Genomic DNA, 24,151 nt, shown 5'->3' on the forward strand with positions numbered 1-24,151 from the left:
TCCGGTTCTGCTGTGGGGTGGTGGGCGGCGGTGCGGGCGGTCAGTGGTGCAGCCAGCAGGCGACCTCGCGGTCCTGGCCGGCGTCCGGCGCGGCGAGGACCGGGACCCGCTGGGAGCACGGCTCGAAGGCCTTGCCGCAGCGGGGGTGGAAGGCGCAGCCGGCGGGCATGGCGGACAGGTGCGGGGGCGAGCCGGGGATGCCGGTGAGCTCCCGGCGGGGGCCGTGCAGCGCGGGGAAGGAGTGCAGCAGCCCCTCGCTGTAGGGGTGGCGGGGATCGCGGTAGATCTCGGCGGCTCCCGCCTGCTCCACGATCCGGCCGCCGTACATGATCGCGATGCGGTCGGAGAACTCGATCAGCAGCGAGATGTCGTGGGTGATGAACACGACCGAGAACGAGAGGCGTTCGCGCAGCTCCACCAGCTTGCGCAGGATCTGCCGCTGCATGACGACGTCGAGCGCGGTGGTGGGCTCGTCCATGATGACGATCTCGGGTTCCAGGGCGAGCGCCATCGCGATCATCACGCGCTGGCGCATGCCGCCGGAGAGCTGGTGCGGGTAGGCGGCGAGCCGGTCGGCGGAGATCCCGACGAGGTTGAGCAGCTCCTCGGCGCGGGCGGTGCGCTCGGCGGCCCGCATGCCGGGGCGGTGCGCGGTGAGCACGTCGGTGAGCTGGCTGTGGACGGTGTGCACCGGGTTGAGCGAGTTCATCGCCCCCTGGAACACGATCGACAGCTCCTGCCAGCGGAAGGCGCGCAGCTCGTCCGGGGTGAGGGAGAGGATGTCGACGCTCTCGCCGCCCGGCCGGTGGTAGTGGACGTCGCCGCCGGTGATCACCCCGGGCGGGGAGAGCAGCCGGGTGACGGCGTACGCCAGCGTGGACTTGCCCGACCCTGACTCCCCCGCGAGGCCGAGGACTTCGCCGCGGTGCAGGGTGAGGTCGATGTCGCGCAGTGCGCGGACGCCGCTCGTGCCGGTGCCGTAGTCGACGTTCAGGCCGCTGATGGTGAGGATCGGCTCGGCGGTCATGCGCTGTGCTCCTTGCTGGGCGTTCCGGGCGACTCGGGCTCCTCGGCCGGCCCGGGGGCGGCGGATGCGGTGGTACGGGCCACCGGGGTGAAGCCGGGCGCGGTCTTCTCGGGCGCGGTGGTGCGGGCCACCGGGGTGAAGCCGACCCGCATCCGGACCTTCCGGGAGGAGCCCGTCGCGGTGCGCAGGCGCGGGTTGACGAACTCGTCGATGCCGAAGTTGATGAGGGAGAGCGCGGTGCCCAGCAGGGCGATGCACAGGCCGGCCGGGACGAACCACCACCAGGCGCCCTGGGCCAGGGCCTGGTTGGACTGCGCCCAGAAGAGCACCGTCCCCCAGTTCCAGTGGGAGATGTCGGCCACGCCGATGAAGGCGAGCGTGATCTCGGAGAGGACCGCGAAGATGACGGTGCCGACGAAGCCGGACGCGATGACGGCGGTGAGGTTCGGCATGACCTCGAAGAGGATGATCCGCCAGGTCGACTCACCGGTGGCGCGGGCCGCCTCCACGTAGTCGCGGCGCCGCAGCGACAGGGTCTGGGCGCGCAGCACACGCGCTCCCCAGGCCCATGAGGTGAGGGCGATGACGGCGGCGATCAGCAGGTCCCCGGTGTCCTCGACGAAGCTCGCGATGATGATGATCAGCGGCAGGCCCGGGATGACGAGGAAGATGTTGGAGAGCATCGAGAGGATCTCGTCGGCGGCTCCGCCGAGGAACCCCGCGCTGACCCCGATGAGCACGGACAGCACGGTCGCCAGGATGCCGGCGAGGAATCCGACGAACAGCACGCCGCGGGTGCCGACCAGGATCTGGGAGAGGACGTCCTGCCCGGTCTGGGTCGTCCCGAACCAGTGGGCGGAGGACGGCGGTTGCAGCAGCTGGTCGCTCATCGCGTCCGGGTCGTACGGGGCGAGCCAGGGGCCCGCCACGGCGAGGATCACGAAGAACGCGAGGATGAGCAGCCCGGTGCGGGTCTTCCCTCCGCGCAGGAAGCGGAACCTCGCCCGGCCCGCGGCGGCGGGGGTGGGCGGGTCGTCCAGTACGGCGACGTCGGTGGCGGTGACGGACACGGTCGTCAGGCCTCCTTACGAGTGCGGGGGTCGAGGAGGGCGTAGGCCATGTCGGCCAGCAGGTTCGCGGCGAGCACGGAGAGCGTGATGATCAGGAACACGCCCTGCATCAGCGGGTAGTCCTTGGCTCCGACGGCCTGGAACAGCTGGTAGCCGATGCCCGGGTAGGAGAAGACCATCTCGACCAGCAGGGTCCCGCCGACGATGAAGCCGAGCGAGAGCGCGAAGCCGGAGATGTTGGGCAGGACCGCGTTGCGGGCGGCGTAGGAGAACATCACGCGCCGCTCGGACAGGCCCTTGGCCTGCGCGACCATGACGTAGTCCTCGGAGGAGACGGTCACCATCATGTTGCGCATGCCGAGGATCCAGCCGGCGATGGCGCTGAGCACGATCGTCACGCCGGGCAGCACCCCGTGGTAGAGCGCGCTGGAGACGAACGGCCAGTCGAAGGCCGGGACCAGGGAGTTGTCGTAGCCTCCGGCGGCCGGGAAGATCTGCCACTTCACCGCGAACACGGCGATGGCGATGAGGCCGAGCCAGAAGTACGGGATGGCGGAGATGAAGGTGGTCACGGGCAGCAGCCCGTCCAGCCAGGAGCCGCGCCGCCAGCCGCTGTAGACGCCGATGCCGGTGCCGAGCAGGAAGCTGATCAGGGTGGTGATGCCGACCAGCGCGAGCGTCCAGGGCAGCGACTGGGAGATCACCTCGCCGACCGGGGTCGGGAAGAAGGTGAAGGACAGCCCGAGGTCGCCGTCGAGCAGGTGCGACCAGTAGTCGGTGTACTGCGACCAGATGGACGCGTTCTCCTCCAGCCCGAACAGCGCCTGGAGCGAGGCGATGGCGGAGGTGTCGAGCTGCCCCTGGTAGCGGCTGATCAGAGCCTCGACGGGATCACCCGGCATCAGGCGCGGGATCAGGAAGTTGATGGTGATGGCGGCCCACGCGGTGATCGCGTAGAAGGCGATCCGCTGGAGGATGTACTTCACTTCGCTGCTCCCTCGGCGGTGGTGCCGTCGTACAGCCAGCAGGCGGCCCACTGGCCGTCCGCCAGGTCGAAGCGCGGCGGCAGGTCGGTGCGGCAGCGCTCCATGGCCTTCGGGCAGCGGGGGTGGAAGCGGCAGCCGGCCGGCGGGGCGATCAGCGAGGGCGGCTCGCCGCTCCCGGTCTCCTCCTGTGCCTCCTCGTCGGCCACCCGGTCGGGGTCGGGCGCGGAGGCGATCAGCAGCTGGGTGTAGGGGTGCGCGGGGTGCTGGGTGACGGTCTCGCTGTCGCCGCCCTCCACGATCCGGCCGGCGTACATCACCAGGGTCGTGTCCGCGAAGTAGCGTGCGGACGCGATGTCGTGGGTGATGTAGAGGATCGCCAGGTGCAACCGCTCCTTGAGGTCGCGGAGCAGGTTGAGGACGCCGAGCCGGATCGACACGTCGAGCATCGAGACCGGTTCGTCGGCGAGCAGGACCTGCGGGTCGGCGCCGAGCGCGCGCGCTATCGCGACGCGCTGGCGCTGCCCGCCGGACAGCTCGTGCGGGAACTTGTCCAGGTACTGATGAGGAGGAGTCAGCTGGACGCGTTCCAGCAGAGCCGCCAGATTCGTCTCCAGTTCCGCCTCTCCGTCCCCCGCCCGGCCGTGGATCTTCAGGGCGCGGGTCAGGTGGTAGCGCACGGTGTGCACCGGGTTGAGCGAGGCGAAGGGGTCCTGGAAGATCAGCTGGACCTGCTTGACGTATCTACGGAAGGACCGGCCACGCCCGGCCTTCACCGCCGTGCCGCCCAGCTCGATCTCCCCCGCGGTGAGCGGGTACAGCTGGGCGAGCAGCCGCGCGACGGTGGATTTGCCCGAGCCGGACTCCCCCACCAGAGCCGTGACGGTGCCGCGCCGGAGCTTCAGCGAGACGTCGTCGACGGCGTGGACGGTACGGCGGCTGCGGGCGAGGAGGTCCTTGCCGGTGCGCCGTACGGGGAAGTGCTTGGTGACTCCGCGTGCTTCGAGCACCACGTCAGCCGTGGTGCGCACGTCTTCGGACTGTTCGGTGGTCATGGCCGGTTCTTCCCGTTACTACTTGGCGGGCTTCAGGTTCAGCACGACTTCCAGCGCGTCCGGCTGGGTGTGCTGCGGGGCTGCGTACTGGTCCTGCTCGGTCGGCCAGCCCACCCAGTTCTTCGTGGAGTACTCGGCACCGATCGGGGCGGCGGCGGTCGGGATGAGCGGCGCCTGCTCGACCATGATCTTCTGCAGCGTGTTCATCGCCTTGGTGCGCGTGGCGTCGTCCGCGGCGTTGGCGTACTCCCTCAGCGCGGCGGTCGCCTCGGCGTTCTTGAACCGGCCGAAGTTGCCCGTCTGGGCGGACTTGCCGATGGGCTGGTAGATCGCCTCGTCCATGATGTTCTGGTACATGTCGTACGGCGTGGCGCCGCTGTTGGTCCAGTGCAGGGTGGCGTCGAAGTTGCCGGTGGCGACGTCGTTGCCCCAGGCCTCGGCGGTCTGGGTCTTGACCTTGGCCTCGATGCCGAGCTGCTTGATGTTGTCCTTGATGATGGAGAGCCCGGTGATGTAGTCGTTCCAGCCGGCCGGGTCGGTGAAGGTCAGCTCCACCGGCTTGCCGCCCGGGTCCTTCAGGACGCCGCCGCTGAGCTTGAAGCCGGCGTCCTTGAGCAGCGCCTTGGCGCCGTCCACGTCGGGCGCCGTGGTGGCGCTCTTGTACTCGGGGGCGAGGAACTTCTCGCCGGCGGGCAGCGGGATGCCGGTCGGGCTGGTGATCTCCGGGTAGAGGGTCGCCTGCGCCTGCACGTGGATCGCCTTGCGGTCGATGACCATGGCCATCGCCTTGCGCAGGGCCGGGTTGTCGAACGGCTTGCGGGCGGTGTTGAACCACAGGCCGTGGATGCCGAGCCCGGAGGGGAACCAGAGCTTGTGGTTCTTCGGGTCCTTGGCGACGTACAGCTGCTTGTAGTTCGGCATGAAGACGAACGACCACTCCAGCTTGCCGTTCGCCAGAGCGGTGGTCGCGGCGCTGTTGTCGTTGTACGTGGTGTAGCGCAGCTCCTTGACCTTGGTCTCGCCCTTCCAGTAGCTGGGCGTGGCGGTCAGGGTGGTGGTCTGCGGGGTGAACGTCTTCAGCTTGTACGGGCCGGAGCCGACCGGGGTCCGGTTCGGCCAGGTCTCGGGGTTCTCGACCTTCTCCCAGATGTGCTTGGGCACCACGAAGATCGAGGTGATCTTGTTCTGGTTGACGAACTGGGAGTCCTTGAAGGTCAGGACGACCTTGCCGCCCTCGACCGCGATGCCGTCGAAGGGGATGCCGTCCTTGTTGAGCGCCGGGTGCTTCTTCAGGAGTTCGAAGGTGAAGGCCACGTCCTCGGCGGTCAGCGGCTTGCCGTCGGCCCACTTCGCCCGCTTGTCGAGCGTGAAGGTGACCTTGGTGAAGTTCGCCTCCCAGTCCCAGGCGGTCGCCAGCCAGGGGTCCGCCTTGTCCGAGGGCCGGATCTGGTTGGGCATCGCCAGCGGCTCGTAGACCATGACCCGGTAGCCGAGGACGGCCGCCGCCGAGGTCGCGAGGAACGGGTTGCTGTTGTTCGTCTGCGGTCCGTCGGGCTTGCCGAGGGTCAGTACGCCGGAGGCGCCGGCTCCGCCTCCCTTGTTGGCACCCGAGTTGGCGGACGAGCAGCCGGCGGCGAGCGCGACCACGGCAGTGGCGACTGAGAGCGCTCTCAGAGTGTGACGACGGCGTACGGACATGGCGACTCCAGGAGGACTGCGGGTCTGGGAGATCCGGTGTGGACAGCGCTCGACGCGCCGGGGCGGGGTGGTGCGGTGCCGGTTGCGGCTGGTTCGGGGATACGGACGGGTGACCGGCGGGGCCGGGTCCGTTACGGCGCCGAGTGGCGCACGACCAGTTCGGTGGGCAGCACGACCGGTCCGTCCGGTACGGCGGTGCCGCCGAGGTGGGAGAGCAGCAGACTCGCCGCCGCCTCGCCCATCTGCCGGGTGGGCTGATGCACGGTGGTCAGCGGTGGTTCGGTGTGTTCGGCCATCGGGATGTCGTCGAAGCCCACCACCGCGACGTCGTCGGGTACGCGGCGGCCGGCGGCCCGCAGGGCGCGCAGCACCCCGGCCGCCGTGATGTCGTTGTGGGCGAAGACCGAGTCGAACTCGGTTCCCGCCGCCAGGTGTTGCTCCACGGCGAGCCGCCCCCGGCGTTCGGTGAAGTCCCCGTCCACGACCAGCTCGGTGGGCAGGACCGAACGGAAGCCGGCGAGCCGGTCGCGTACGCAGCCGAAGTGGGTCGGGCCGGTGACGACCATGGGTCTGGTACGCCCGGCGGCCCGCAGATGGCGGGCGACGGACGCACCTCCCTCGTGATTGGTGGTCACGACGGAGGGGAATTCCGGGTGGTGGCCCCGGTCGTCGATCAGGACGATCGGCAGACCGGCGCGGTGCAGTGCGGTGAGCTGGTCGAGCGTGTTCTCCGGTTCGACGACGACGAGCCCGTCGAAGGCGCGCGCCGACACCTGGGTGGTGAAGCGCTCGACGGACTGCGCGCCCCGGGTGCACGTGAAGAGCAGGAGCCCGTAGTCGGCGGCCTCGACCGTGTCGACGATCCCCTGGAGCACCTCACCCATCCAGGGCCAGGTGAACGAGGGCACCAGCAGGCCGACCGTACGGCTGCGGCCGCGTGCCAGTCCGACGGCGCCGGAGCTGGGTACGTAGCCGAGGTCCGCGATCACTTCACGAACGCGGGCCGCGGTCGAACCGTCCACTTCGCCCTTGAAGTTGATGACCCGCGACACGGTCGTCTTGCTGACGCCGGCCTCACGGGCGACATCGGCGATGGTGACACGCAACGGGGCCTCCAGGGACAAGGCAGGACAGGGGGTGGCTCGGACTTCGGTACCGGTTCCGTAACCGGTACCGGAACCGGTACCGGCGTTGCGGCTGGAGTTAACCGCGCCGGAACAGAGGCGTCAATACTTCACGCCGACATTGGTCCGTACCCATGATCGAAGCAGGTCCAGGAGAGCTTCCGTTCATTTGTTGAACGAATGAAGCTCTTGACGCGAACACGTAAGAGCAGTTCACTCACGGCTCGTTCGACGGCACTTCCCCACGCCCCTGCCGAGAAAGGCAGCAGCCCATGATTCGGACAAGCAGAGCGGCGAGCGTCCTCGTCGCGACGGCGCTCGCGACCGCGGGACTGGCCGGGCTCTCCTCCGGCACCGCCCAGGCCGCGGGCGAGACCGTGAACATCGTGCTGACCACCACGGACGACTCCGGCGGCCGGCATGTCACCCGGGGTCTCCAGGCGCAGACTCCGGCCTCCTTCGGCGCCGGCAACGGCGGCTCCGGCACGAACATCACCGTCGACGAGAACACCCGCTACCAGACGTTCACCGGCGGCGGCGCCTCGTTCACGGACACCGCGGCCTGGCTGATGAAGGGCAGCGGCGCGCTGAGCCAGGCGACCCGCGACGAGACGATGAAGAAGCTCTTCTCCCCCACGGAGGGCATCGGGCTGTCGTTCGTACGCAATCCGATGGGCGGTTCGGACCTGGCGCGGTTCGGTTACACGTACGACGACCTGCCGGCCGGGCAGACCGACCCCGGCCTCACGAAGTTCTCGATCGCACACGATCTCCAGGACGTCCTGCCGCTCACCAAGCAGGCCCGGCAGCTCAACCCGGCGCTGACGACGGTCGCCTCCCCGTGGACGGCGCCGGCCTGGATGAAGGACAGCGGGCAGCTCAACGGCGGCTGGCTGAAGGCCGAGAACTACGGCACGTACGCCGACTACTTCGTGAAGTACCTTCAGGCCTGGAAGGACCAGGGCGTCCCGGTCGACTACGTCACCGCGCAGAACGAGCCGACCTGCTGCTCCGGCTATCCGTCGATGATCTGGAACGGCTCGGGCCTCGCGTACTTCACCAAGAGCGAGCTGCTGCCGAAGCTCCAGGGCGCGGGGCTCACCACCAAGGTGCTGGCGCACGACTGGAACTGGGACACCTACGACGCGTACGCCGCCCCGACGGTCGACGACGCGGCGGTGCGCAGCCACCCGAACTTCGGCGGGATCGCCTGGCACGGGTACGGCGGTGACATCGCCAAGCAGACCGCGGTGCACGACAAGTACCCCGGGCTGGACGCCTTCCAGACCGAGCACTCGGGCGGTACGTGGATCGCCGACCAGCAGCGCGAGGACATGCTGAACATCATCGACTACACCCGCAACTGGGCGAAGTCGGTGACGAAGTGGTCGCTGGCCGTGGACCAGAACCGCGGCCCGCACAACGGCGGCTGCGGCACCTGCGACGGGCTGGTCACGGTGCACAACGGGGACGGCAGGCACGGGCAGGTCGACTACACGGTCGAGTACTACACGATGGGCCACCTCACGAAGTACGTCCGGCCCGGCGCCTCCCGCATCGCCTCCACCGCCAGCTCCGCCGTGCCCAACGTGGCCTGGCGCAATACGGACGGCTCGAAGGCCCTGATCGGCTACAACGGCTCCTCGTCGGCCCAGCAGCTCACGGTCAACTGGGGCGGGCAGAAGTTCACGTACTCCCTGCCCGGCCGTACCTCGGCGACGTTCACCTGGTCGGGAACCCAGTCGGGCTCCTCGGGCAGCAGCGGCGCCCTCGCGGGCACCGGCGGGAAGTGCCTGGACGCCACGGGCAACACCGGCGCCGACGGCACCCCCGTCCAGATCTGGTCCTGCACCGGCGCGGCCAACCAGCGCTGGACGGTCGGGGGCGACGGAAGCATCACGGTGCTCGGCGCCTGCCTGGACGTCACCGGGGGCTCCACGGCGAACGGAGCAAAGGTCCAGCTGTACACCTGCAACGGGTCGGGCGCGCAACGCTGGCGGTACGACGCCGGGACGGGGGACGTCGTCAACACCGCGGCGGACAAGTGCCTGGACGTGACCGACCAGTCCACGGCGAACGGCGCCCGCGTCCAGATCTGGACCTGCACCGGAGCCGCGAACCAGAAGTGGCGGCTCCAGTAACGGGCCCCCGCTCGCACGACGGCCGCCCGTCCCCGGCGGGGACGGGCGGCCCGTGGGGTCGCTCAGTCCGTCGGCTCGACGCCCGCCCGCAGCAGGCCGTACGTGTACGCGTCCTCCAGCGCCTGCCAGGACGCGGCGATGACGTTCTCGGCCACGCCGACCGTCGCCCAGTCGCCGGTTCCGTCGCCCGTGGTGATCAGTACCCGGGTGGTGGACTCGGTGCCGGTGCGGCCTTCCAGGATGCGGACCTTGTAGTCGATCAGCTCCAGCTTGGCGAGCTGCGGGTAGATCCGTTCCAGGCCGACGCGCAGCGCCCGGTCCAGGGCGTTGACCGGGCCGTTGCCCTCGGCGGTGGCGACGATGCGCTCGCCCTTGGCCCAGAGCTTCACGGTCGCCTCGTTGGCGTGGGTGCCGTCGGGGCGGTCCTCGACGATGGCCCGCCAGGACTCGACGCGGAAGTAGCGGCGGGGCCGGCCGTCGACCTCGGCGCGCAGCAGCAGTTCGAAGGAGGCGTCGGCGGCCTCGTAGGTGTAGCCCTTGAGTTCGCGCTCCTTGACCCGCTCGACGACGCGCTGGACGAGGGCGCGGTCGTCGCGCAGGTCGATGCCGAGCTCCTTGCCCTTGAGCTCGATGGAGGCGCGGCCCGCCATGTCGGACACCAGCATCCGCATGGTGTTGCCGACCCGCTCGGGGTCGATGTGCTGGTAGAGGTCCGGGTCCACCTTGATCGCGGAGGCGTGCAGTCCGGCCTTGTGCGCGAAGGCGGAGACACCGACGTACGGCTGGTGGGTGGAGGGCGTGAGGTTGACGACCTCGGCGATGGCGTGGGAGATGCGGGTCATCTCGGCGAGCGCGCCCTCGTGCAGGACGGTCTTGCCGTACTTGAGCTCCAGCGCGGCGACGACGGGGAAGAGGTTGGCGTTGCCGACCCGCTCGCCGTAGCCGTTGGCGGTGCACTGCACATGGGTGGCGCCCGCGTCCACGGCGGCCAGGGTGTTGGCGACGGCGCAGCCCGTGTCGTCCTGGGCGTGGATGCCGAGCCGGGCGCCGGTGTCGGCGAGGACGGTGGAGACGACGGCCTGGACCTGGGCGGGGAGCATCCCGCCGTTGGTGTCGCAGAGGATGACGACGTCGGCGCCGGCCTCGTGGGCGGTGCGTACGACCGCCTTGGCGTACTCCGGGTTCGCACGGTAGCCGTCGAAGAAGTGCTCGCAGTCGACGAAGACCCGGCGGCCCTGCTCCCGGAGGTGGGCGACCGTGTCGCGGACCATCTCCAGATTCTCGTCCAGGGTGGTGCGCAGGGCCAGTTCCACATGGCGGTCGTGGGACTTGGCGACCAGGGTGATCACCGGGGCGCCCGAGTCCAGGAGCGCCTGGACCTGCGGGTCCTCGGCGGCCCTGCCGCCCGCTCTGCGGGTGGCGCCGAAGGCGACGAGCTGGGCGTGCTCGAAGTCGATCTCCTGCTTGGCGCGGGCGAAGAACTCGGTGTCACGCGGGTTGGCGCCGGGCCAGCCGCCCTCGATGAAGCCCACGCCGAAGTCGTCCAGATGCCGGGCAATGGTCAGCTTGTCCGCGACCGTCAGGTTGATGCCTTCACGCTGCGCACCGTCGCGCAGCGTGGTGTCGAAGACATGGAAGGTGTCGTCGGGGGCCGTGGCCTTGGTGGTCATGCTGATCTGACTCCTGTCGGGTGAGCGGATCCGGACGAATCGGCTCCACTTGCCCCCATCCTCTCGCGTGCCTCGCCCCGGCCGTGGTGGGGGCCGGAAAACGAAAAAACCCCTCGCGGGTGCGAGAGGTCTGCGCGCGGGTCTGGGGCACGATGTCCGTTCCGTACGTGGTGATACGGGACGGTCACTGCGGACCGGCGCGCCTGCTGCCGATAATCATGGCGAACGAGGACACGCCCGCAGTCTGGCACAGCGGCGCTCCGCGGTCCCGGCCCGTCTCAGGATGCGGGCGTGATGTCCGTCGCAGGGGCCCCGGCACCGGGTGGCGTGAGCGTCTCGTCCGCGTACGCGCGCATCTGGTCCAGGACCTGTCCGCGTCCGGTGCCGGGGATGCCGACGGTGACATGGACGCTGAACCCGTCCATCAGGGCCCGCAGGCGGGTCGCGGCCCGGCCGGTGTCGACGGCGCGGAACTCACCGTCTGCGACGCCCTCGGCCAGCAGCCCGACGAGGTCGCGGTGCCAGGCGTCCTCGATGGCCGCCTGCCGGGCGCGGGCGTCGTCGTCGGCGCCCTGCGAGCGGTTCCAGACCTCCAGCCAGAGCGTCCAGTGCGGGTCGCGGTGGCCGTCGGGGACGTACAGGGCGATGTAGGCGTCGAGCCGCTCGCGGGCGGTGCCGGGGCCGGTGAGCAGGGCCCGGCGCTCGGCGCCGAGCCGCGCCTCGCTCCACTCCAGGGTCTGCAGCAGCAGCTCGTCCTTGGTGCGGAAGTAGTAGAGGAGGTGGCCGCTGCTCATCCGCACCTCACGGCCGAGCCCCGCCATGGTCAGCCCGTCGAGCCCGCGCTCGGCGACGGTGGCCATGACGGCGGCGAGCACCTCCTCCCGGGGCGGGGCGATGTTGCGACGGCGCTGGCTACTGGGCACGGTTCAGATCCTGGGCTGTTGCTGCGTGATGCAGTGGATGCCTCCACCACCGGCAAAGATCGTACGGGCGTCGACGGGTGTCACCGTACGGCCGGGGAACAGGTCGCGGAACACGGCCGCCGCCTCGTCGTCCCTGGGGTCGTCGAAGGCGCAGAGGACCACGCCGTCGTTGCAGAGGTAGTGGTTGATGTAGGAGAAGTCGGCCCAGGCGCCCTCCGCGTCGGTGAGCGCCGTGGGTGCCGGGATCTCCACGACCTCCAGCGGGCGGCCCCCCGCGTCGGTGGCGGCCCGCAGGATCCGGACCGTCTCCCGGGTGATCTCGTGGTCCGGGTGGGACGGGTCGGGCTGGACATGGGCGACGACGACACCCGGACGGGCGAACGCGGCGACGATGTCGACGTGGCCGAGGGTGCCGTACGTCCCGTAGTCGCCGGCCAGGCCGCGCGGCAGCCAGATCGCCTTCGCGGTGCCGAGCCGGGCGTGGATCTCCGCCTCGACGGCCTCCCGGGTCCAGCCGGGGTTGCGTTCCTTACCCAGCTGGACGGTCTCGGTGAGCAGCACGGTGCCCTCGCCGTCCACATGGATCGCGCCGCCCTCGTTGACCAGGGGCGAGCTGTGCACGGGCACCCCGGCCAGCTCGGCGACGCCCTTCGCGATGTGCCGGTCGTGCTCCCAGCGGGCCCAGCCCTGGGCGCCCCAGCCGTTGAACGTCCAGTCCACGGCGGCGAGTTCGCGGGTGTCGGGGTCGACGACGAAGGTCGGGCCGATGTCCCGCATCCAGGCGTCGTCGAGGGGGCGTACGGCGGTCTCGACATCCGGGCCGAGGAGCGTGCGGGCACTGTCCTCCTGGCCCGGGCCGACGATCACGGTGACGGGTTCGAAGCGGCGTACGGCGCGGGCGACGGCGGCCCAGGCCCGGCGCGCCTCGTCGAGCTCGGCCGGGGTGGCGAAGGTGGGGTTGGGGCCCGGCCAGGCCATCCAGGTGCGCTCGTGCGGGGCCCACTCGGGCGGCATGCGGAAGGTCATGGCGGGTCCTAGAGGAAGTAGAGGCGGTTCAGGGAGACGGACTCGGCGGCGGGCGAGCGCAGCGGGTCGCCGTCCAGGGTGACGAGGCCCGTCCCGGCGTCGACACCGACGGTCCCGGTACGGGAGTTGAGGAGCAGGTCCGCGGGCCCGATGGAGCGCGTGCCCCGGACCGCGACCCGGCGGCGGCGGGTGGGCATGAGGTCGGCGCCCAGCTGGGCGGCGGCCTCCGCGACGAAGGCGACGGAGAGATCGGCGGCCGTCGCCCCGTACGCGCCGAACTGCGGCCCCAGGACGAGGGGTTCGCAGGTGTCCGTGGCCGCGTTGGGGTCGCCGGTGACGCCGTACGCGGGAAAGCCGGACTTCAGGACCAGCTGGGGCTTCGCGCCGAAGAACTCGGGGTGCCACAGGACGATGTCGGCGAGCTTCCCCGGCTCGATGGAGCCGACCTCGTGCGCGATGCCGTGGGCGATGGCGGGGTTGACCGTGAGCTTGGCGATGTAGCGCAGCACCCGGGCGTTGTCGTCGCCGGGGCCGTCGCCCTCCAGGGGGCCGAACTCGGCCTTCATCTTCGCGGCCATGGCGAAGGTGCGGCGCACGGTCTCGCCGGCCCGGCCCATGCCCTGCGCGTCGGAGGAGGTGATGCCGATGGCGCCCAGGTCGTGCAGGACGTCCTCGGCGCCCATGGTTCCGGCCCTGATCCGGTCGCGGGCCATGGCGGCGTCGCCGGGCAGGTCGGTCTTGAGGTCGTGGACGGAGACGATCATCCCGTAGTGCTCGGCGACGGCGTCCCGGCCGAAGGGGAGCGTCGGGTTGGTGGAGGACCCGATGACGTTGGGGACGCCCGCCATCTTCAGCACGTTGGGCACGTGCCCGCCGCCGCAGCCCTCGATGTGGAAGGCGTGGATCGTCCGGCCTTCGAGCACGCTCAGGGTGTCCTCGACGGAGAGGCACTCGTTCAGCCCGTCGCTGTGCAGGGCGACCTGGACGTCGTGGTCCTCGGCGACCCGCAGGGCGGTGTCCAGGGCACGGGTGTGGGCGCCCATGTCCTCGTGGACCTTGAAGCCGCAGGCCCCGCCCTCGGCGAGGGCCTCCACCAGCGGCGCCTGGTGGGAGGACGAACCGCGGGCCAGGAAGCCTATGTTGACGGGCCAGGCGTCGAAGGCGTTGAAGGCGTGGCGCAGGGCCCACGGGGAGTTGACGCCGACGCCCCACACCGGGCCGAACTCCTGGCCGATGATCGTGGTGACGCCGGAGGCCAGGGACGCCTCCATGATGCGCGGGGAGAGCAGGTGGACATGGGGGTCCACGGCTCCGGCCGTGGCGATCATGCCCTCGCCGGAGACGATGGTGGTGCCGGTGCCGACGACCACGTCGACCCCGTCGAGGGTGTCCGGGTTGCCGGCCCGCCCGATCGCGGCGATACGGCCCTCGCGGATGCCGATCGAGACCTTCCGGATGCCCAGCACGGCGTCGATGACCAGCACGTTGCTGATGACGACGTCGCAGGTCTCCCGGACGGCTGCGGCCTTCAGGTGCAGGCCGTCGCGGGCCGTCTTGCCGAAGCCGGCGAGGAACTCGTCGCCCTGCTTCTGGGAGTCGGACTCCACGCGGACGGTCAGCCCGGAGTCACCGAGCCTGACCCGGTCCCCGGCGCGCGGGCCGTGCACGGAGGCGTACTCGTACGGGTCCATCAGTTCTCCTCCCCCGCTCCGAGGTAGCCGCAGGCTGCTGCTCTGCGCAGTGCCTCCTCCTTCGCGCCCGGCGCGTCCAGCGGCCCGTCCACGAGCCCGGCGAAGCCGATCGCGATCCGGTCGCCGCCGAGGGGGACGAGCGCCGCGTCGGCGGTCTCGCCCGGGCCGAAGCGGACGGAGGAGCCGGCCGGCACGCCGAGCCGCATCCCGTACGCCGCCGCGCGGTCGAAGTCGAGCCGGGGGTTGGCCTCGAAGAAGTGGAAATGGGACGTCACGCTGACCGGGACCGTCGCGGTGTTACGGACGGTGAGCCGCACGGCGGGCTCCGGATCCGGCGTCGCGGGGCCGGGGAGCAGCGCGCCGGGGGCGTCGTCGCCGAGGCCGCCTCCGGCGAGCGGTTCGCTGACGACCGCGAGCCGGGAGCCGTCGTCGAACACGGCCTCCACCTGGACCTCGGTGACCACATCGGCCACGCCCGGCAGCACGTCGTCCGGCCCCAGCACGGCACTGGCCGCCTCGATCGCCTCGGCCAGCCTGCGTCCGTCCCTGGCCGCCTCGCAGACGGTGTCCGCGATCAGGGCGGTCGCCTCGGGCACGTTGAGCCGCAGGCCACGGGCGCGCCTGGCTCTGGCCAGCTCGGCGGCGCCGAAGAGCAGCAGCCGGTCGCGTTCGGTCGGGGTCAGTCGCACGTCACGGACCTCCTGGTCGGAGCGCTGGATCCTGAGAGCATTGGAGCAGCACTCTAACCAGGTTTTGAGCGGCGCTCAAAATGTGTGGCAGGACGCAGGTACGACGAAGGCCGCGCCCCCGGTCGGGGACGCGGCCTTCCTGGGTACGGCGGAGCGGCTAGCCGAGCTCGTGCATCCAGCCGTGGGTGTCCTGGACGACACCGCGCTGGATGTCCAGCAGGCGCTCGCGCAGCTTGAGGGTGACCTCGCCCGGGGTGCCGTCGCCCTGGGTCCACTCGCCGTCCGCGGACTTCACGGTGCCGACGGGCGTGATGACGGCGGCGGTGCCGCAGGCGAAGACCTCGGTGAGGGTGCCGTTCCCGGTGTCGGCGCGCCACTGGTCGATGGAGACGCGCCCCTCCTCGGAGGCGTAACCGAGGTCACGGGCGACGGTGAGGAGGGAGTCACGGGTGACTCCGGCGAGCAGCGAGCCGGTGAGGGAGGGCGTGACGATCTTCTTGCTGCCGTCCTCCTGCCCGTACACGAAGTAGAGGTTCATCCCGCCGAGCTCCTCGACCCACTTGTGCTCGACGGCGTCGAGGTAGGCGACCTGGTCGCAGCCGCGTGCGGCGGCCTCGGCCTGGGCGAGCAGGGAGGCGGCGTAGTTGCCGCCGGTCTTGGCGTCGCCCATGCCGCCGGGGACGGCGCGGACCCGGTCCTGGGAGAGCCAGATCGAGACGGGCTTCACACCGCCGGGGAAGTAGGCGCCGGCGGGCGAGGCGATGACGAGGAAGAGGTACTCGTTGGCCGGCCGGACACCGAGGCCCACCTCGGTGGCGATCATGAAGGGGCGCAGGTAGAGGGACTCCTCGCCGCCGTGGGCCGGGACCCAGGCCTGGTCCTGCTGGACCAGGACGTCGCAGGCCTCGATGAAGGTCTCGACGGGCAGCTCCGGCATCGCGAGCCGGGCGGCGGAGCGCTGGAAGCGGGCGGCGTTGGCCTCCGGGCGGAAGGTGGCGACCGTGCCGTCGGGCTGCCGATAGGCCTTGAGCCCCTCGAAGATCTCCTGCGCGTAGTGCAGCGTCATGTTGGCCGGGTCCATGGACAGCGGCCCGTACGGCACGAGCTGGCCGTCGTGCCAGCCGCGGCCCTCCGTCCAGCGGATGGTCACCATGTGGTCGGTGAAGTGGCGGCCGAAGCCGGGGCTGGCCAGGATCGCCTCGCGCTCCGCGTCGGACAGCGGGTTCGAGGAGGGCTTGAGCTCGATCGTGGGCGTCGTCATGAGTGCGTGTCCTTCACCGGTCTTGTGTGTGATGGACCGCGCTCACGCCCGCTCCCGCCCGGTATCCGGGCGGGTTGTAGGACGTCCGAGCTCTACCGCGAGCCGCGGTCCCGCGTTCGATTATCTCCCGGGGGCGGCTCTGCACGAAATGATGCGATTGCGGTGTGGCTCACGGGACGCTGACGCGACACGCGAACGCGGTCCAGGGGTCGATGGTGGCACCCGGGGACCGCAAGGTGAAGCCGCCGGGTGCGGTTGCGACCCGGCGGCTTCGAAGTGGAGACGTCGGGTCAGCTCGCTACGCGTACCGCGAGCGCGTCGCCGATCTGGTCGGTGGTACGTGCGTTCTGCCCGTCACGCTCCGCGAGGTCGGCGGAGACGGCCTCCTCGATGCGCACGGCCTCGGACTCGTAGCCGAGGTGGCGCAGCAGGAGGGCGACGGAGAGGATCGTGGCCGTCGGGTCGGCCTTGCCCTGGCCCGCGATGTCGGGCGCGGTGCCGTGCACCGGCTCGAACATGGACGGGAAGGCGCCCGTCGGGTTGATGTTGCCGGACGCGGCCAGGCCGATTCCGCCGGTCACGGCGGCGGCCAGGTCGGTGAGGATGTCACCGAAGAGGTTGTCGGTGACGATGACGTCGAAGCGCTCCGGCTGGGTGACGAAGAAGATCGTCGCGGCGTCGACGTGCAGGTAGTCGGTGGTGACCTCGGGGAACTCGGCCGCGACCTTGTCGAAGGTGTTCTTCCACAGGTGGCCGGCGTGCACGAGGACGTTGTTCTTGTGGACCAGCGTCAGCTTCCTGCGAGGGCGGGCGGCGGCACGCGCGAAGGCGTCGCGCACGACACGCTCGACGCCGTACGCGGTGTTGACGCTGACCTCGGTGGCGACCTCGTGCTCGGTGCCCGTGCGCAGCGAACCGCCGTTGCCCGTGTACGGGCCCTCGGTACCCTCACGGACGACGACGAAGTCGATCTCGGGGCGGCCGGCCAGCGGGGTCGCGGTGTTCGGGTAGAGCTTCGACGGCCGCAGGTTGATGAAGTGGTCGAAGGCGAAGCGCAGCTTCAGCAGCAGCCCCCGCTCCAGCACGCCCGACGGCACGGACGGGTCGCCGATGGCGCCGAGCAGGATGGCGTCGTGGCCCTTGAGGGCCTCCAGCTCCGCGTCGGGGAGGGTCTCACCGGTGCGGTGCCATCGCCGGGCGCCGAGGTCGTACTCCTTGGTCTCCAGCTTCACATCCTGCGGGAGAACAGCGTTGAGAACCTTGAGGCCCTGGGTGACGACCTCCTGGCCGATACCGTCGCCGGGGATCACTGCGAGATCGATGCTGCGAGACATACAGGCACCCTAGCTTCCGTCCCACCCCATGACATTCAACGTCCACGATGCGGACATCAGGGCTCCCGCCGGCGGGCGGGCGTCACGGGGCGGGAGCGCGGCCTCAGTGGCCTCAGTGGCCCGTCGAACCGCCGTTGTCCCGGCGGTCGAGGGCCCGCTGCAGGGCCGCGGCGGCGTTCTTGCGCTCCGACTCGGAGCGGGAGGTGTGGCGGACGCGACGGACGGTGGTCTCGGCCATGGGGGATCGACTCCTTGAGATCGCGTGGATTTCGAGATCGGGATTTCGCGCAACGGATATCGAGATCGGGGGATTTCGAGGCGCCGGAAGGGGCGGGGAGCGGATGCCGCAGGGGTTGCCTGCTCGGGGCACGCTCACGCACGCCGGTCGCTGGATCAGCGATTCGTTCGGCTTCTACAAAGCTAGGACAGCTCGGGCCATCTGTCTCTACAGATACTCGGACTTCCTACTATCTGAGACGGCGGAGTTCACGGAGCCCTCCGCCGGGCCTCAGAAATCCACGGTGAGCTGCGCCTCGATGTGGGCGCGCAGGACGCCGGCCATGTCCGGGGCGCAGTCGCCGAGCAGCCACTGCACCTGGAGTCCGTCCATCAGGGCGATCAGCTGCCGGCCCGCGGCGTCGGGGTCCACACCCGGCCGCAGCGCACCCTCCAGGCGTGCCTGTTCGTACGCCAGGCGGGCGCCCGCCACCGAGTTCTCGTAGCGGCGTACGAAGTATCCGTGGGCGGGGTGGTCGGCGGCCGTCGCCTCGGCGGAGACCACCGTGAACAGCTCGACGATCCCGCGCCGCGAGGAGTTGAGCTCCGCCAGCTCGGCGAACCGCCGCAGCCGTCCGACGCCCGTGGTACCGCCGAGCGAGAGCCATTCGTCGTCCACGTCGTCGCGGTGCTCCAGCACGGCGAGCAGCAGCGCCTCCTTGGTCGGGAAGTGGTGCAGCAGACCGGTGTGGGAGATGCCGCAGCGGGTCGCGATCACCCGCAGCGAGGCGCCCCGGTAACCGGCCTCGCCGAACAGGGACATGGCCTGGTCGAGGATCTCGCGCCGCTTCGCACGGCCCTTCGCGTAGCCGCGCAGCGCTTCGGCCGTCACTTGCCACTCTCCCGGTCCGCCGGCTTCGGTCGGGCCGGCACGTCGGTGCATCGGGTTCCATTCAACTCCCCCGGAGGACCGCCTCCGGAGATTCGACCGCCGGAGATACTTACCAGGTGGTCGGTATTGACTCTATGGTGAAGGGGAACCGTGTCGCGAAAGGACCCCCCCGTGGCCCCCTCCCTGCCCTATCTCGACCCCGCGCTTCCCGTGGCGGAGCGGGTCGCCGATCTCCTGGGGCGCATGACGCTGCCCGAGAAGGTCGGCCAGATGCTCCAGCTGAACGCCAAGGAAGGGGTGCGGCACTTCGTCGAGGACCTGCACGTGGGGTCGATCCTGCACACCTCGCCCGAGCGGGTCCTGGAGGCCGCGGAGCTCACCGACCGGTCCCGGCTGCGCATCCCCCTGCTCGTCGCGGAGGACTGCATCCACGGGCACTCCTTCTGGGAGGGCGCCACGATCTACCCCACCCAGCTCGGCATGGCCGCGACCTGGGACGCGGAGCTGGTGGAGCGGATCGCGCGGGCCACGGCGGTGGAGGTCGCGGCGACCGGCGTGCACTGGACGTTCTCACCGGTCCTCTGCATCACCCGGGACCTGCGCTGGGGCAGGGTCAGCGAGACGTTCGGCGAGGACCCCCATCTGATCGGCGAGCTGGCGTCGGCGATGGTGCGCGGGTACCAGGGCGACGGCCTGTCCGACCCCACCGCGGTCCTGGCCTCGGCCAAGCACTTCGCGGGGTACTCCGAGACGCAGGGCGGGCGGGACGCCAGCGAGGCGGACATCTCGCGGCGCAAGCTGCGGTCCTGGTTCCTGCCACCGTTCGAGCGGGTCGCCAAGGAGGGCTGCCGGACGTTCATGCTGGGCTACCAGTCCATGGACGGCGTGCCGATCACGGTCAACGACTGGCTGCTCAACGACGTGCTGCGCGAGGAGTGGGGCTACACCGGGACCCTGGTGACCGACTGGGACAACGTCGGCCGCATGGTGTGGGAGCAGAGGGTGTACGCCGACTACGCGCAGGCCGCCGCGGCGGCCGTCCGCGCCGGCAACGACATGGTGATGGCGACCGAGGGGTTCTTCGAGGGCGCCCTGGAAGCGGTCGGCAACGGCACCCTGAGCGAGACCGACATCGACGCGGCCGTACGCCGCGTCCTGACGCTCAAGTTCGAGCTCGGCCTGTTCGAGGAGCCGCGCCGCCCCGACCCGGCCCGCCAGGCCGAGATCATCGGCAGCGACGCCCACGCCGTACTGAATCTGGAGGCGGCCCGGCGCTCGCTGGTGCTGCTGACCAACGACGGCACGCTGCCGCTGGCCGGCGGTCTGACGGCGGGCGACGACGGGCGGGCCACCGGGGCCGCCGGCCCCCGTACGGTCGCGGTGATCGGGCCGAACGCGGACGACGCGCAGACCCAGCTGGGTGACTGGGCGGGCTCGTCGGGCCAGGTGGACTGGCTCCCGGACGGGCAGCCGCGCGCCATGATCCGTACCGTCCTCGACGGTTTCCGGGAGCACGCTCCCGCCGACTGGACGGTCTCGCACGCCCGGGGCGCCAGGATCCTCGATGTGGGCGCTGACCCGGAGGGGCAGTTCTTCCCCGACGGCCAGCCCCGCCCCGAGGTGGTCATCCCCGCCGAGCCCGACGCCGGCCTGATCGGTGAGGCGGTCGCCGCCGCCGAGGCCGCCGACTACGTCGTCGCCGTGGTCGGGGACCGCATCGAGCTGATCGGCGAGGGCAAATCCACGGCCACCCTGGAGCTCGTCGGGGACCAGGTCGCCCTGCTCGACGCGCTCGCCGCGACCGGCAAGCCGCTGGTCGTCGTGGTCATCAGCTCCAAGCCGCTGGTGCTGCCGCCGTCCGTCCTCGACGCGGCGGCGGTCGTGTACGCCTTCAACCCGGGCATGCAGGGCGGCCGCGCGGTGGCGGAGGTCCTGCTTGGCCTCGTCGAGCCCTCGGGCCGGCTGCCCGTCTCCTTCGCCCGGCACGCGGGCCAGCAGCCGACGTACTACAACCAGATCCGGGGCCAGCACGGCTCCCGGTACGCCGACCTCACCCAGCGTCCGGCCTTCGTGTTCGGCGAGGGCCTGAGCTACACGACCGTGGCCTACTCCGGTCTGGAGGTGCTCACGGCGGACGTCGGCGAGAACGACACGCTGCGGGCCCGGGTCACCGTCCGCAACACCGGCGCCCGGCCCGCCCTGGAGACGGTGCAGGTGTACGTCAGCGACACCGTGACGTCCGTGACCTGGGCGGAGAAGGAGCTGAAGACCTACCAGCAGGTGGAGCTCGCCCCGGGCGAGACGCGTGAGGTGCTGCTGGAACTGCCGGTCTCCGAGTGCACCCTCGTGGACGCCGCGGGCCGGCGGGTCGTCGAGCCCGGAGCCTTCGAGCTGCTGGTCGGCCCGTCCTCGTCGGACGACGACCTCCTGCGCGCCGGCTTCACGGTCAAGGGCTGAGTCCGTGAAGGGCTGATCCGTGCGGGGCCGGGTCCGTGAAGGGCTGAGTCCCCCCGTACATGGAAACCGCCTCCCGGCCGGCGGGGGGAGCCGGTCGGGAGGCGGAGTGCGGGGCGGGGCGCCCGCTGCGGGCGCCCCGGAGGGCGTCAGCCCTGGTGGGGGTAGGTGTACTCGGTCGGCGGGACCAGCGTCTCCTTGATGGCGCGGGTCAGCGTCCAGCGCTGCAGGTTCTGCGGGGCGCCCGCCTTGTCGTTGGTGCCGGAGCCACGGCCGCCGCCGAAGGGCTGCTGGCCGACGACGGCACCGGTCGACTTGTCGTTGATGTAGAAGTTGCCCGCGGCGTAGCGGAGCTTCTCCATCGTGTACGCGGCGGCCGCGCGGTCGTTGGAGATGACCGCACCCGTCAGCGCGTAGTCGGAGACCGACTCCATCTGCTCCAGCATGGCGTCGTACTTCTCGTCCTCGTAGACGTGCACGGCGAGGATCGGGCCGAAGTACTCGGTGGTGAAGACCTCGTTGGCCGGGTCGTCGCAGACGATGACGGTCGGGCGGACGAAGTAGCCCACGGAGTCGTCGTACGTGCCGCCCGCGACGATCGTGCACGTCGGGTCGGCGGCGGCGCGGTCGATCGCGGCCTTGTTCTTCGCGAACGAACGCGCGTCGATGACGGCGCCCATGAAGTGCGACAGGTCGGTGACGTCACCCATGGTGATGGAGTCGACCTCGGCCGCGAACTCCTCCTTGAAACCGGAGTTCCAGATGGAGGCCGGGATGTAGGCGCGGGAGGACGCGGAGCACTTCTGGCCCTGGTACTCGAAGGAGCCGCGGGTCAGCGCGGTCTTCAGCACGGCGCGGTCGGCGCTGGGGTGCGCGACGACGAAGTCCTTGCCGCCGGTCTCACCGACGAGCCGCGGGTAGGTGCGGTAGTTGGCGATGTTGTTGCCGACCGTCTTCCACAGGTGCTGGAAGGTGGGGGTCGAGCCGGTGAAGTGGACACCGGCCAGGTCGCGGTGGTTCAGCGCCACCTCGGAGACGGCGATGCCGTCACCGGTGACCAGGTTGATGACGCCCTTGGGCAGCCCGGCCTCCTCCAGGAGCTGCATGAGCAGCACGGCGGCGTGGGTCTGCGTCGGGGACGGCTTCCACACCACGACGTTGCCCATGAGCGCGGGCGCGGTGGGCAGGTTCGCCGCGATGGCCGAGAAGTTGAACGGCGTGATCGCGTAGACGAAGCCCTCCAGCGGGCGGTGGTCCATGCGGTTCCACACGCCGGGGGAGTTCGCCGGGGGCTGCTCGGCGAGGATCTGGCGCGCGTAGTGCACGTTGAAGCGCCAGAAGTCGACGAGCTCGCAGGGACAGTCGATCTCGGCCTGCTGGGCGGTCTTGCCCTGGCCGAGCATCGTGGAGGCGGCCAGCGTCTCGCGCCAGGGGCCGGACAGCAGCTCGGCGGCGCGCAGGATGATGGCCGCGCGGTCGTCGAAGGACATGGCGCGCCAGGCCGGAGCGGCGGCGAGGGCCGCGTCGACGGCGTCCTGGGCGTCCTGCTCGGTGGCACCGGCGAAGGTGCCGATGACGGCCTTGTGGTTGTGCGGCTGCACGACGTCGACGCGCTCGCCGCCGCCCATGCGCTTCTCGCCGCCGATGGTCATCGGCAGGTCGATCGGGTTCTCGCCGAGCTCCTTGAGCTTCGCCTCCAGGCGGGCTCGCTCGGCGGTGCCGGGGGCGTAGGAGTGGACCGGCTCGTTGACCGGCGCGGGGACCTGGGTGACAGCGTCCATGAGTGCCTTGTCTCCTTGGTTGAGGTGGGTGGTCGGCCGGGCAGGTCAGCCCTGGTTCAGCCCTTGGTTCAGCCCGTCGGCTCAGCCCTTGGTGAGGACGGAGCGGCCGAAGAACAGCAGGTTGGCCGGCTTCTCCGCGAGGCGGCGCATGAAGTATCCGTACCAGTCGGTGCCGTACGCCGTGTAGACGCGCATCCGGTGGCCCTCGGCCGCGAGCCGGACGTGCTCCTCGCTGCGGATGCCGTACAGCATCTGGAACTCGTACTCGTCCAGTTTGCGCCCGGCCTGGCGTGCGAGCTCCTGGCCGATGGCGATGAGACGGGGGTCGTGGGAGCCGATCATCGGGTAGCCCTCGCCCAGCATCAGCGTCTTCAGGATGCGGACGTACGCCTTGTCGATCTCCGGCTTGCTCTGGTACGCGACGGAGGCGGGCTCCTTGTAGGCGCCCTTCACCAGGCGGACCCGGCTGCCCGCGGCGGCGAGGCGGCGGGCGTCGGCCTCGGTGCGGAACAGGTAGGACTGGATCACGCAGCCGGTCTGCGGGAAGTCCTTCCGCAGCTCCTCGTGGATCGCGAACATCGAGTCGAGGGTGGTGTGGTCCTCGGCGTCCAGCGTGACCGTGGTGCCGATCGCGGCGGCGGCCTCGACGACGGGGCGGACGTTGGCGAGGGCGAGCTCGTGGCCGCCCGGGAATTCGGGGGCGGGCCCGGAGGGCTCTCCGTTGAGGGCGGTGGTGGGCGACGGGAGGGACTGGCCGAACATCGACAGCTTGACGGACATCTCGGCACGGGCGCCGAGGCCGAGCTCCTTCAGGCGGCCGATCAGCTCCAGGTAGGCGTCGCGCGCGGCGGCGGCCTGCTCCGGGGTGGTGATGTCCTCGCCCACGACGTCGAGGGTGACCTCCAGGCCCTTGGCGGCCGCGTCCTGGATGACGGGGACGACCTGGTCGACGCTCTCGCCGGCGATGAAGCGGTCGACGACCTGCTTGGTGCCGGGCGCGGCCGAGATGAAACGACGCATCTTGTCGCTGCGTGACGCGGCGAGAATCACGGGACCCAGCACGGGGCACCTCCACGGAGTACGAACGAGGCCGGACCGGTACGGATGTGAACGGAC

At 70.7% G+C, this 24,151-nt stretch carries 19 protein-coding genes; 2 read left to right on the forward strand and 17 right to left on the reverse strand.

The window, feature by feature from the left end:
- Window positions 1-40 precede the first annotated feature (40 nt).
- The 6 genes from JKV81_RS24465 to JKV81_RS24490 all read right to left on the reverse strand — a co-directional run bounded on the left by JKV81_RS24465 (window position 41) and on the right by JKV81_RS24490 (window position 6,939).
- Complete coding sequence (locus tag JKV81_RS24465) at window positions 41-1,027, reverse strand: ABC transporter ATP-binding protein (RefSeq protein WP_129265618.1); 987 nt, start codon at window positions 1,025-1,027, stop codon at window positions 41-43.
- Entirely contained in the window at window positions 1,024-2,097 is a 1,074-nt protein-coding gene (locus tag JKV81_RS24470) for an ABC transporter permease (protein WP_241748526.1), read from the reverse strand. The genes JKV81_RS24465 and JKV81_RS24470 overlap by 4 nt, the downstream gene beginning before the upstream one ends.
- Window positions 2,098-2,102: 5 nt before the next feature.
- A complete protein-coding gene (locus JKV81_RS24475; protein WP_129265617.1) occupies window positions 2,103-3,083 on the reverse strand; it encodes an ABC transporter permease in 981 nt (326 codons plus the stop codon).
- Window positions 3,080-4,135: an ABC transporter ATP-binding protein gene (locus tag JKV81_RS24480; RefSeq protein WP_202077799.1), complete on the reverse strand. Its 1,056-nt coding sequence runs from the start codon at window positions 4,133-4,135 to the stop codon at window positions 3,080-3,082. Before JKV81_RS24480 ends, JKV81_RS24475 begins: the two co-directional genes overlap by 4 nt.
- Window positions 4,136-4,153: 18 nt before the next feature.
- Complete coding sequence (locus tag JKV81_RS24485; RefSeq protein WP_129265615.1) at window positions 4,154-5,833, reverse strand: ABC transporter substrate-binding protein; 1,680 nt, start codon at window positions 5,831-5,833, stop codon at window positions 4,154-4,156.
- 131 nt (window positions 5,834-5,964) lie between these two features.
- Window positions 5,965-6,939, reverse strand: coding sequence for a LacI family DNA-binding transcriptional regulator (locus tag JKV81_RS24490; protein ID WP_124274844.1), 975 nt, complete (start codon window positions 6,937-6,939; stop codon window positions 5,965-5,967).
- 290 nt (window positions 6,940-7,229) lie between these two features.
- Between JKV81_RS24490 and JKV81_RS24495 the strand changes: the two genes are divergently transcribed.
- Window positions 7,230-9,098, forward strand: coding sequence for a ricin-type beta-trefoil lectin domain protein (locus JKV81_RS24495; protein WP_202077800.1), 1,869 nt, complete (start codon window positions 7,230-7,232; stop codon window positions 9,096-9,098).
- 62 nt (window positions 9,099-9,160) lie between these two features.
- On the opposite strand, the gene cimA is transcribed toward JKV81_RS24495, so the two are convergent.
- From cimA to JKV81_RS24535, 9 genes are all read right to left on the reverse strand, one after another.
- The gene (cimA, locus tag JKV81_RS24500; RefSeq protein WP_202077802.1) at window positions 9,161-10,768 is read right to left on the reverse strand and encodes a citramalate synthase; all 1,608 of its coding nucleotides are present in this window, start codon (window positions 10,766-10,768) and stop codon (window positions 9,161-9,163) included.
- A 278-nt stretch (window positions 10,769-11,046) separates the two neighbouring features.
- Window positions 11,047-11,691: a TetR/AcrR family transcriptional regulator gene (locus JKV81_RS24505; RefSeq protein WP_129265612.1), complete on the reverse strand. Its 645-nt coding sequence runs from the start codon at window positions 11,689-11,691 to the stop codon at window positions 11,047-11,049.
- A gap of 3 nt (window positions 11,692-11,694) precedes the next feature.
- Entirely contained in the window at window positions 11,695-12,717 is a 1,023-nt protein-coding gene (locus JKV81_RS24510; protein WP_202077804.1) for an agmatine deiminase family protein, read from the reverse strand.
- Window positions 12,718-12,725: 8 nt separating this feature from the next.
- Window positions 12,726-14,408: an urease subunit alpha gene (locus JKV81_RS24515; RefSeq protein WP_202077806.1), complete on the reverse strand. Its 1,683-nt coding sequence runs from the start codon at window positions 14,406-14,408 to the stop codon at window positions 12,726-12,728.
- Entirely contained in the window at window positions 14,408-15,097 is a 690-nt protein-coding gene (gene ureA / locus JKV81_RS24520; RefSeq protein ID WP_202077808.1) for an urease subunit gamma, read from the reverse strand. The genes JKV81_RS24515 and ureA overlap by 1 nt, the downstream gene beginning before the upstream one ends.
- Window positions 15,098-15,254: 157 nt before the next feature.
- Entirely contained in the window at window positions 15,255-16,358 is a 1,104-nt protein-coding gene (locus JKV81_RS24525) for a branched-chain amino acid aminotransferase (RefSeq protein ID WP_202077810.1), read from the reverse strand.
- A 290-nt stretch (window positions 16,359-16,648) separates the two neighbouring features.
- Window positions 16,649-17,692 carry a 3-isopropylmalate dehydrogenase gene (locus JKV81_RS24530; RefSeq protein ID WP_202077811.1) on the reverse strand — a complete coding sequence of 348 codons (1,044 nt, stop codon included), beginning with the start codon at window positions 17,690-17,692 and terminating at the stop codon, window positions 16,649-16,651.
- Between the two features lie 112 nt (window positions 17,693-17,804).
- Entirely contained in the window at window positions 17,805-17,930 is a 126-nt protein-coding gene (locus JKV81_RS36585) for a hypothetical protein (protein WP_099174318.1), read from the reverse strand.
- A gap of 270 nt (window positions 17,931-18,200) precedes the next feature.
- Window positions 18,201-18,800 carry a TetR/AcrR family transcriptional regulator gene (locus JKV81_RS24535; RefSeq protein WP_129265606.1) on the reverse strand — a complete coding sequence of 200 codons (600 nt, stop codon included), beginning with the start codon at window positions 18,798-18,800 and terminating at the stop codon, window positions 18,201-18,203.
- Between the two features lie 171 nt (window positions 18,801-18,971).
- On the opposite strand from JKV81_RS24535, the gene JKV81_RS24540 reads away from it, so the two are divergent.
- A complete protein-coding gene (locus JKV81_RS24540; RefSeq protein WP_307820595.1) occupies window positions 18,972-21,257 on the forward strand; it encodes an exo-beta-d-1,3/1,6-glucosidase in 2,286 nt (761 codons plus the stop codon).
- Between the two features lie 146 nt (window positions 21,258-21,403).
- Here JKV81_RS24540 and pruA read toward each other — a convergent pair whose 3' ends face one another.
- Both pruA and JKV81_RS24550 read right to left on the reverse strand, forming a co-directional pair.
- A complete protein-coding gene (gene pruA, locus JKV81_RS24545) occupies window positions 21,404-23,035 on the reverse strand; it encodes an L-glutamate gamma-semialdehyde dehydrogenase (RefSeq protein WP_124274833.1) in 1,632 nt (543 codons plus the stop codon).
- A gap of 81 nt (window positions 23,036-23,116) precedes the next feature.
- Entirely contained in the window at window positions 23,117-24,097 is a 981-nt protein-coding gene (locus JKV81_RS24550; RefSeq protein ID WP_124274832.1) for a proline dehydrogenase family protein, read from the reverse strand.
- Between the last annotated feature and the right edge of the window lie 54 nt (window positions 24,098-24,151).

Origin of the sequence: Streptomyces silvae (genome assembly GCF_016745505.1) — a bacterium.
GTDB classification, from domain to species: domain Bacteria; phylum Actinomycetota; class Actinomycetes; order Streptomycetales; family Streptomycetaceae; genus Streptomyces; species Streptomyces silvae.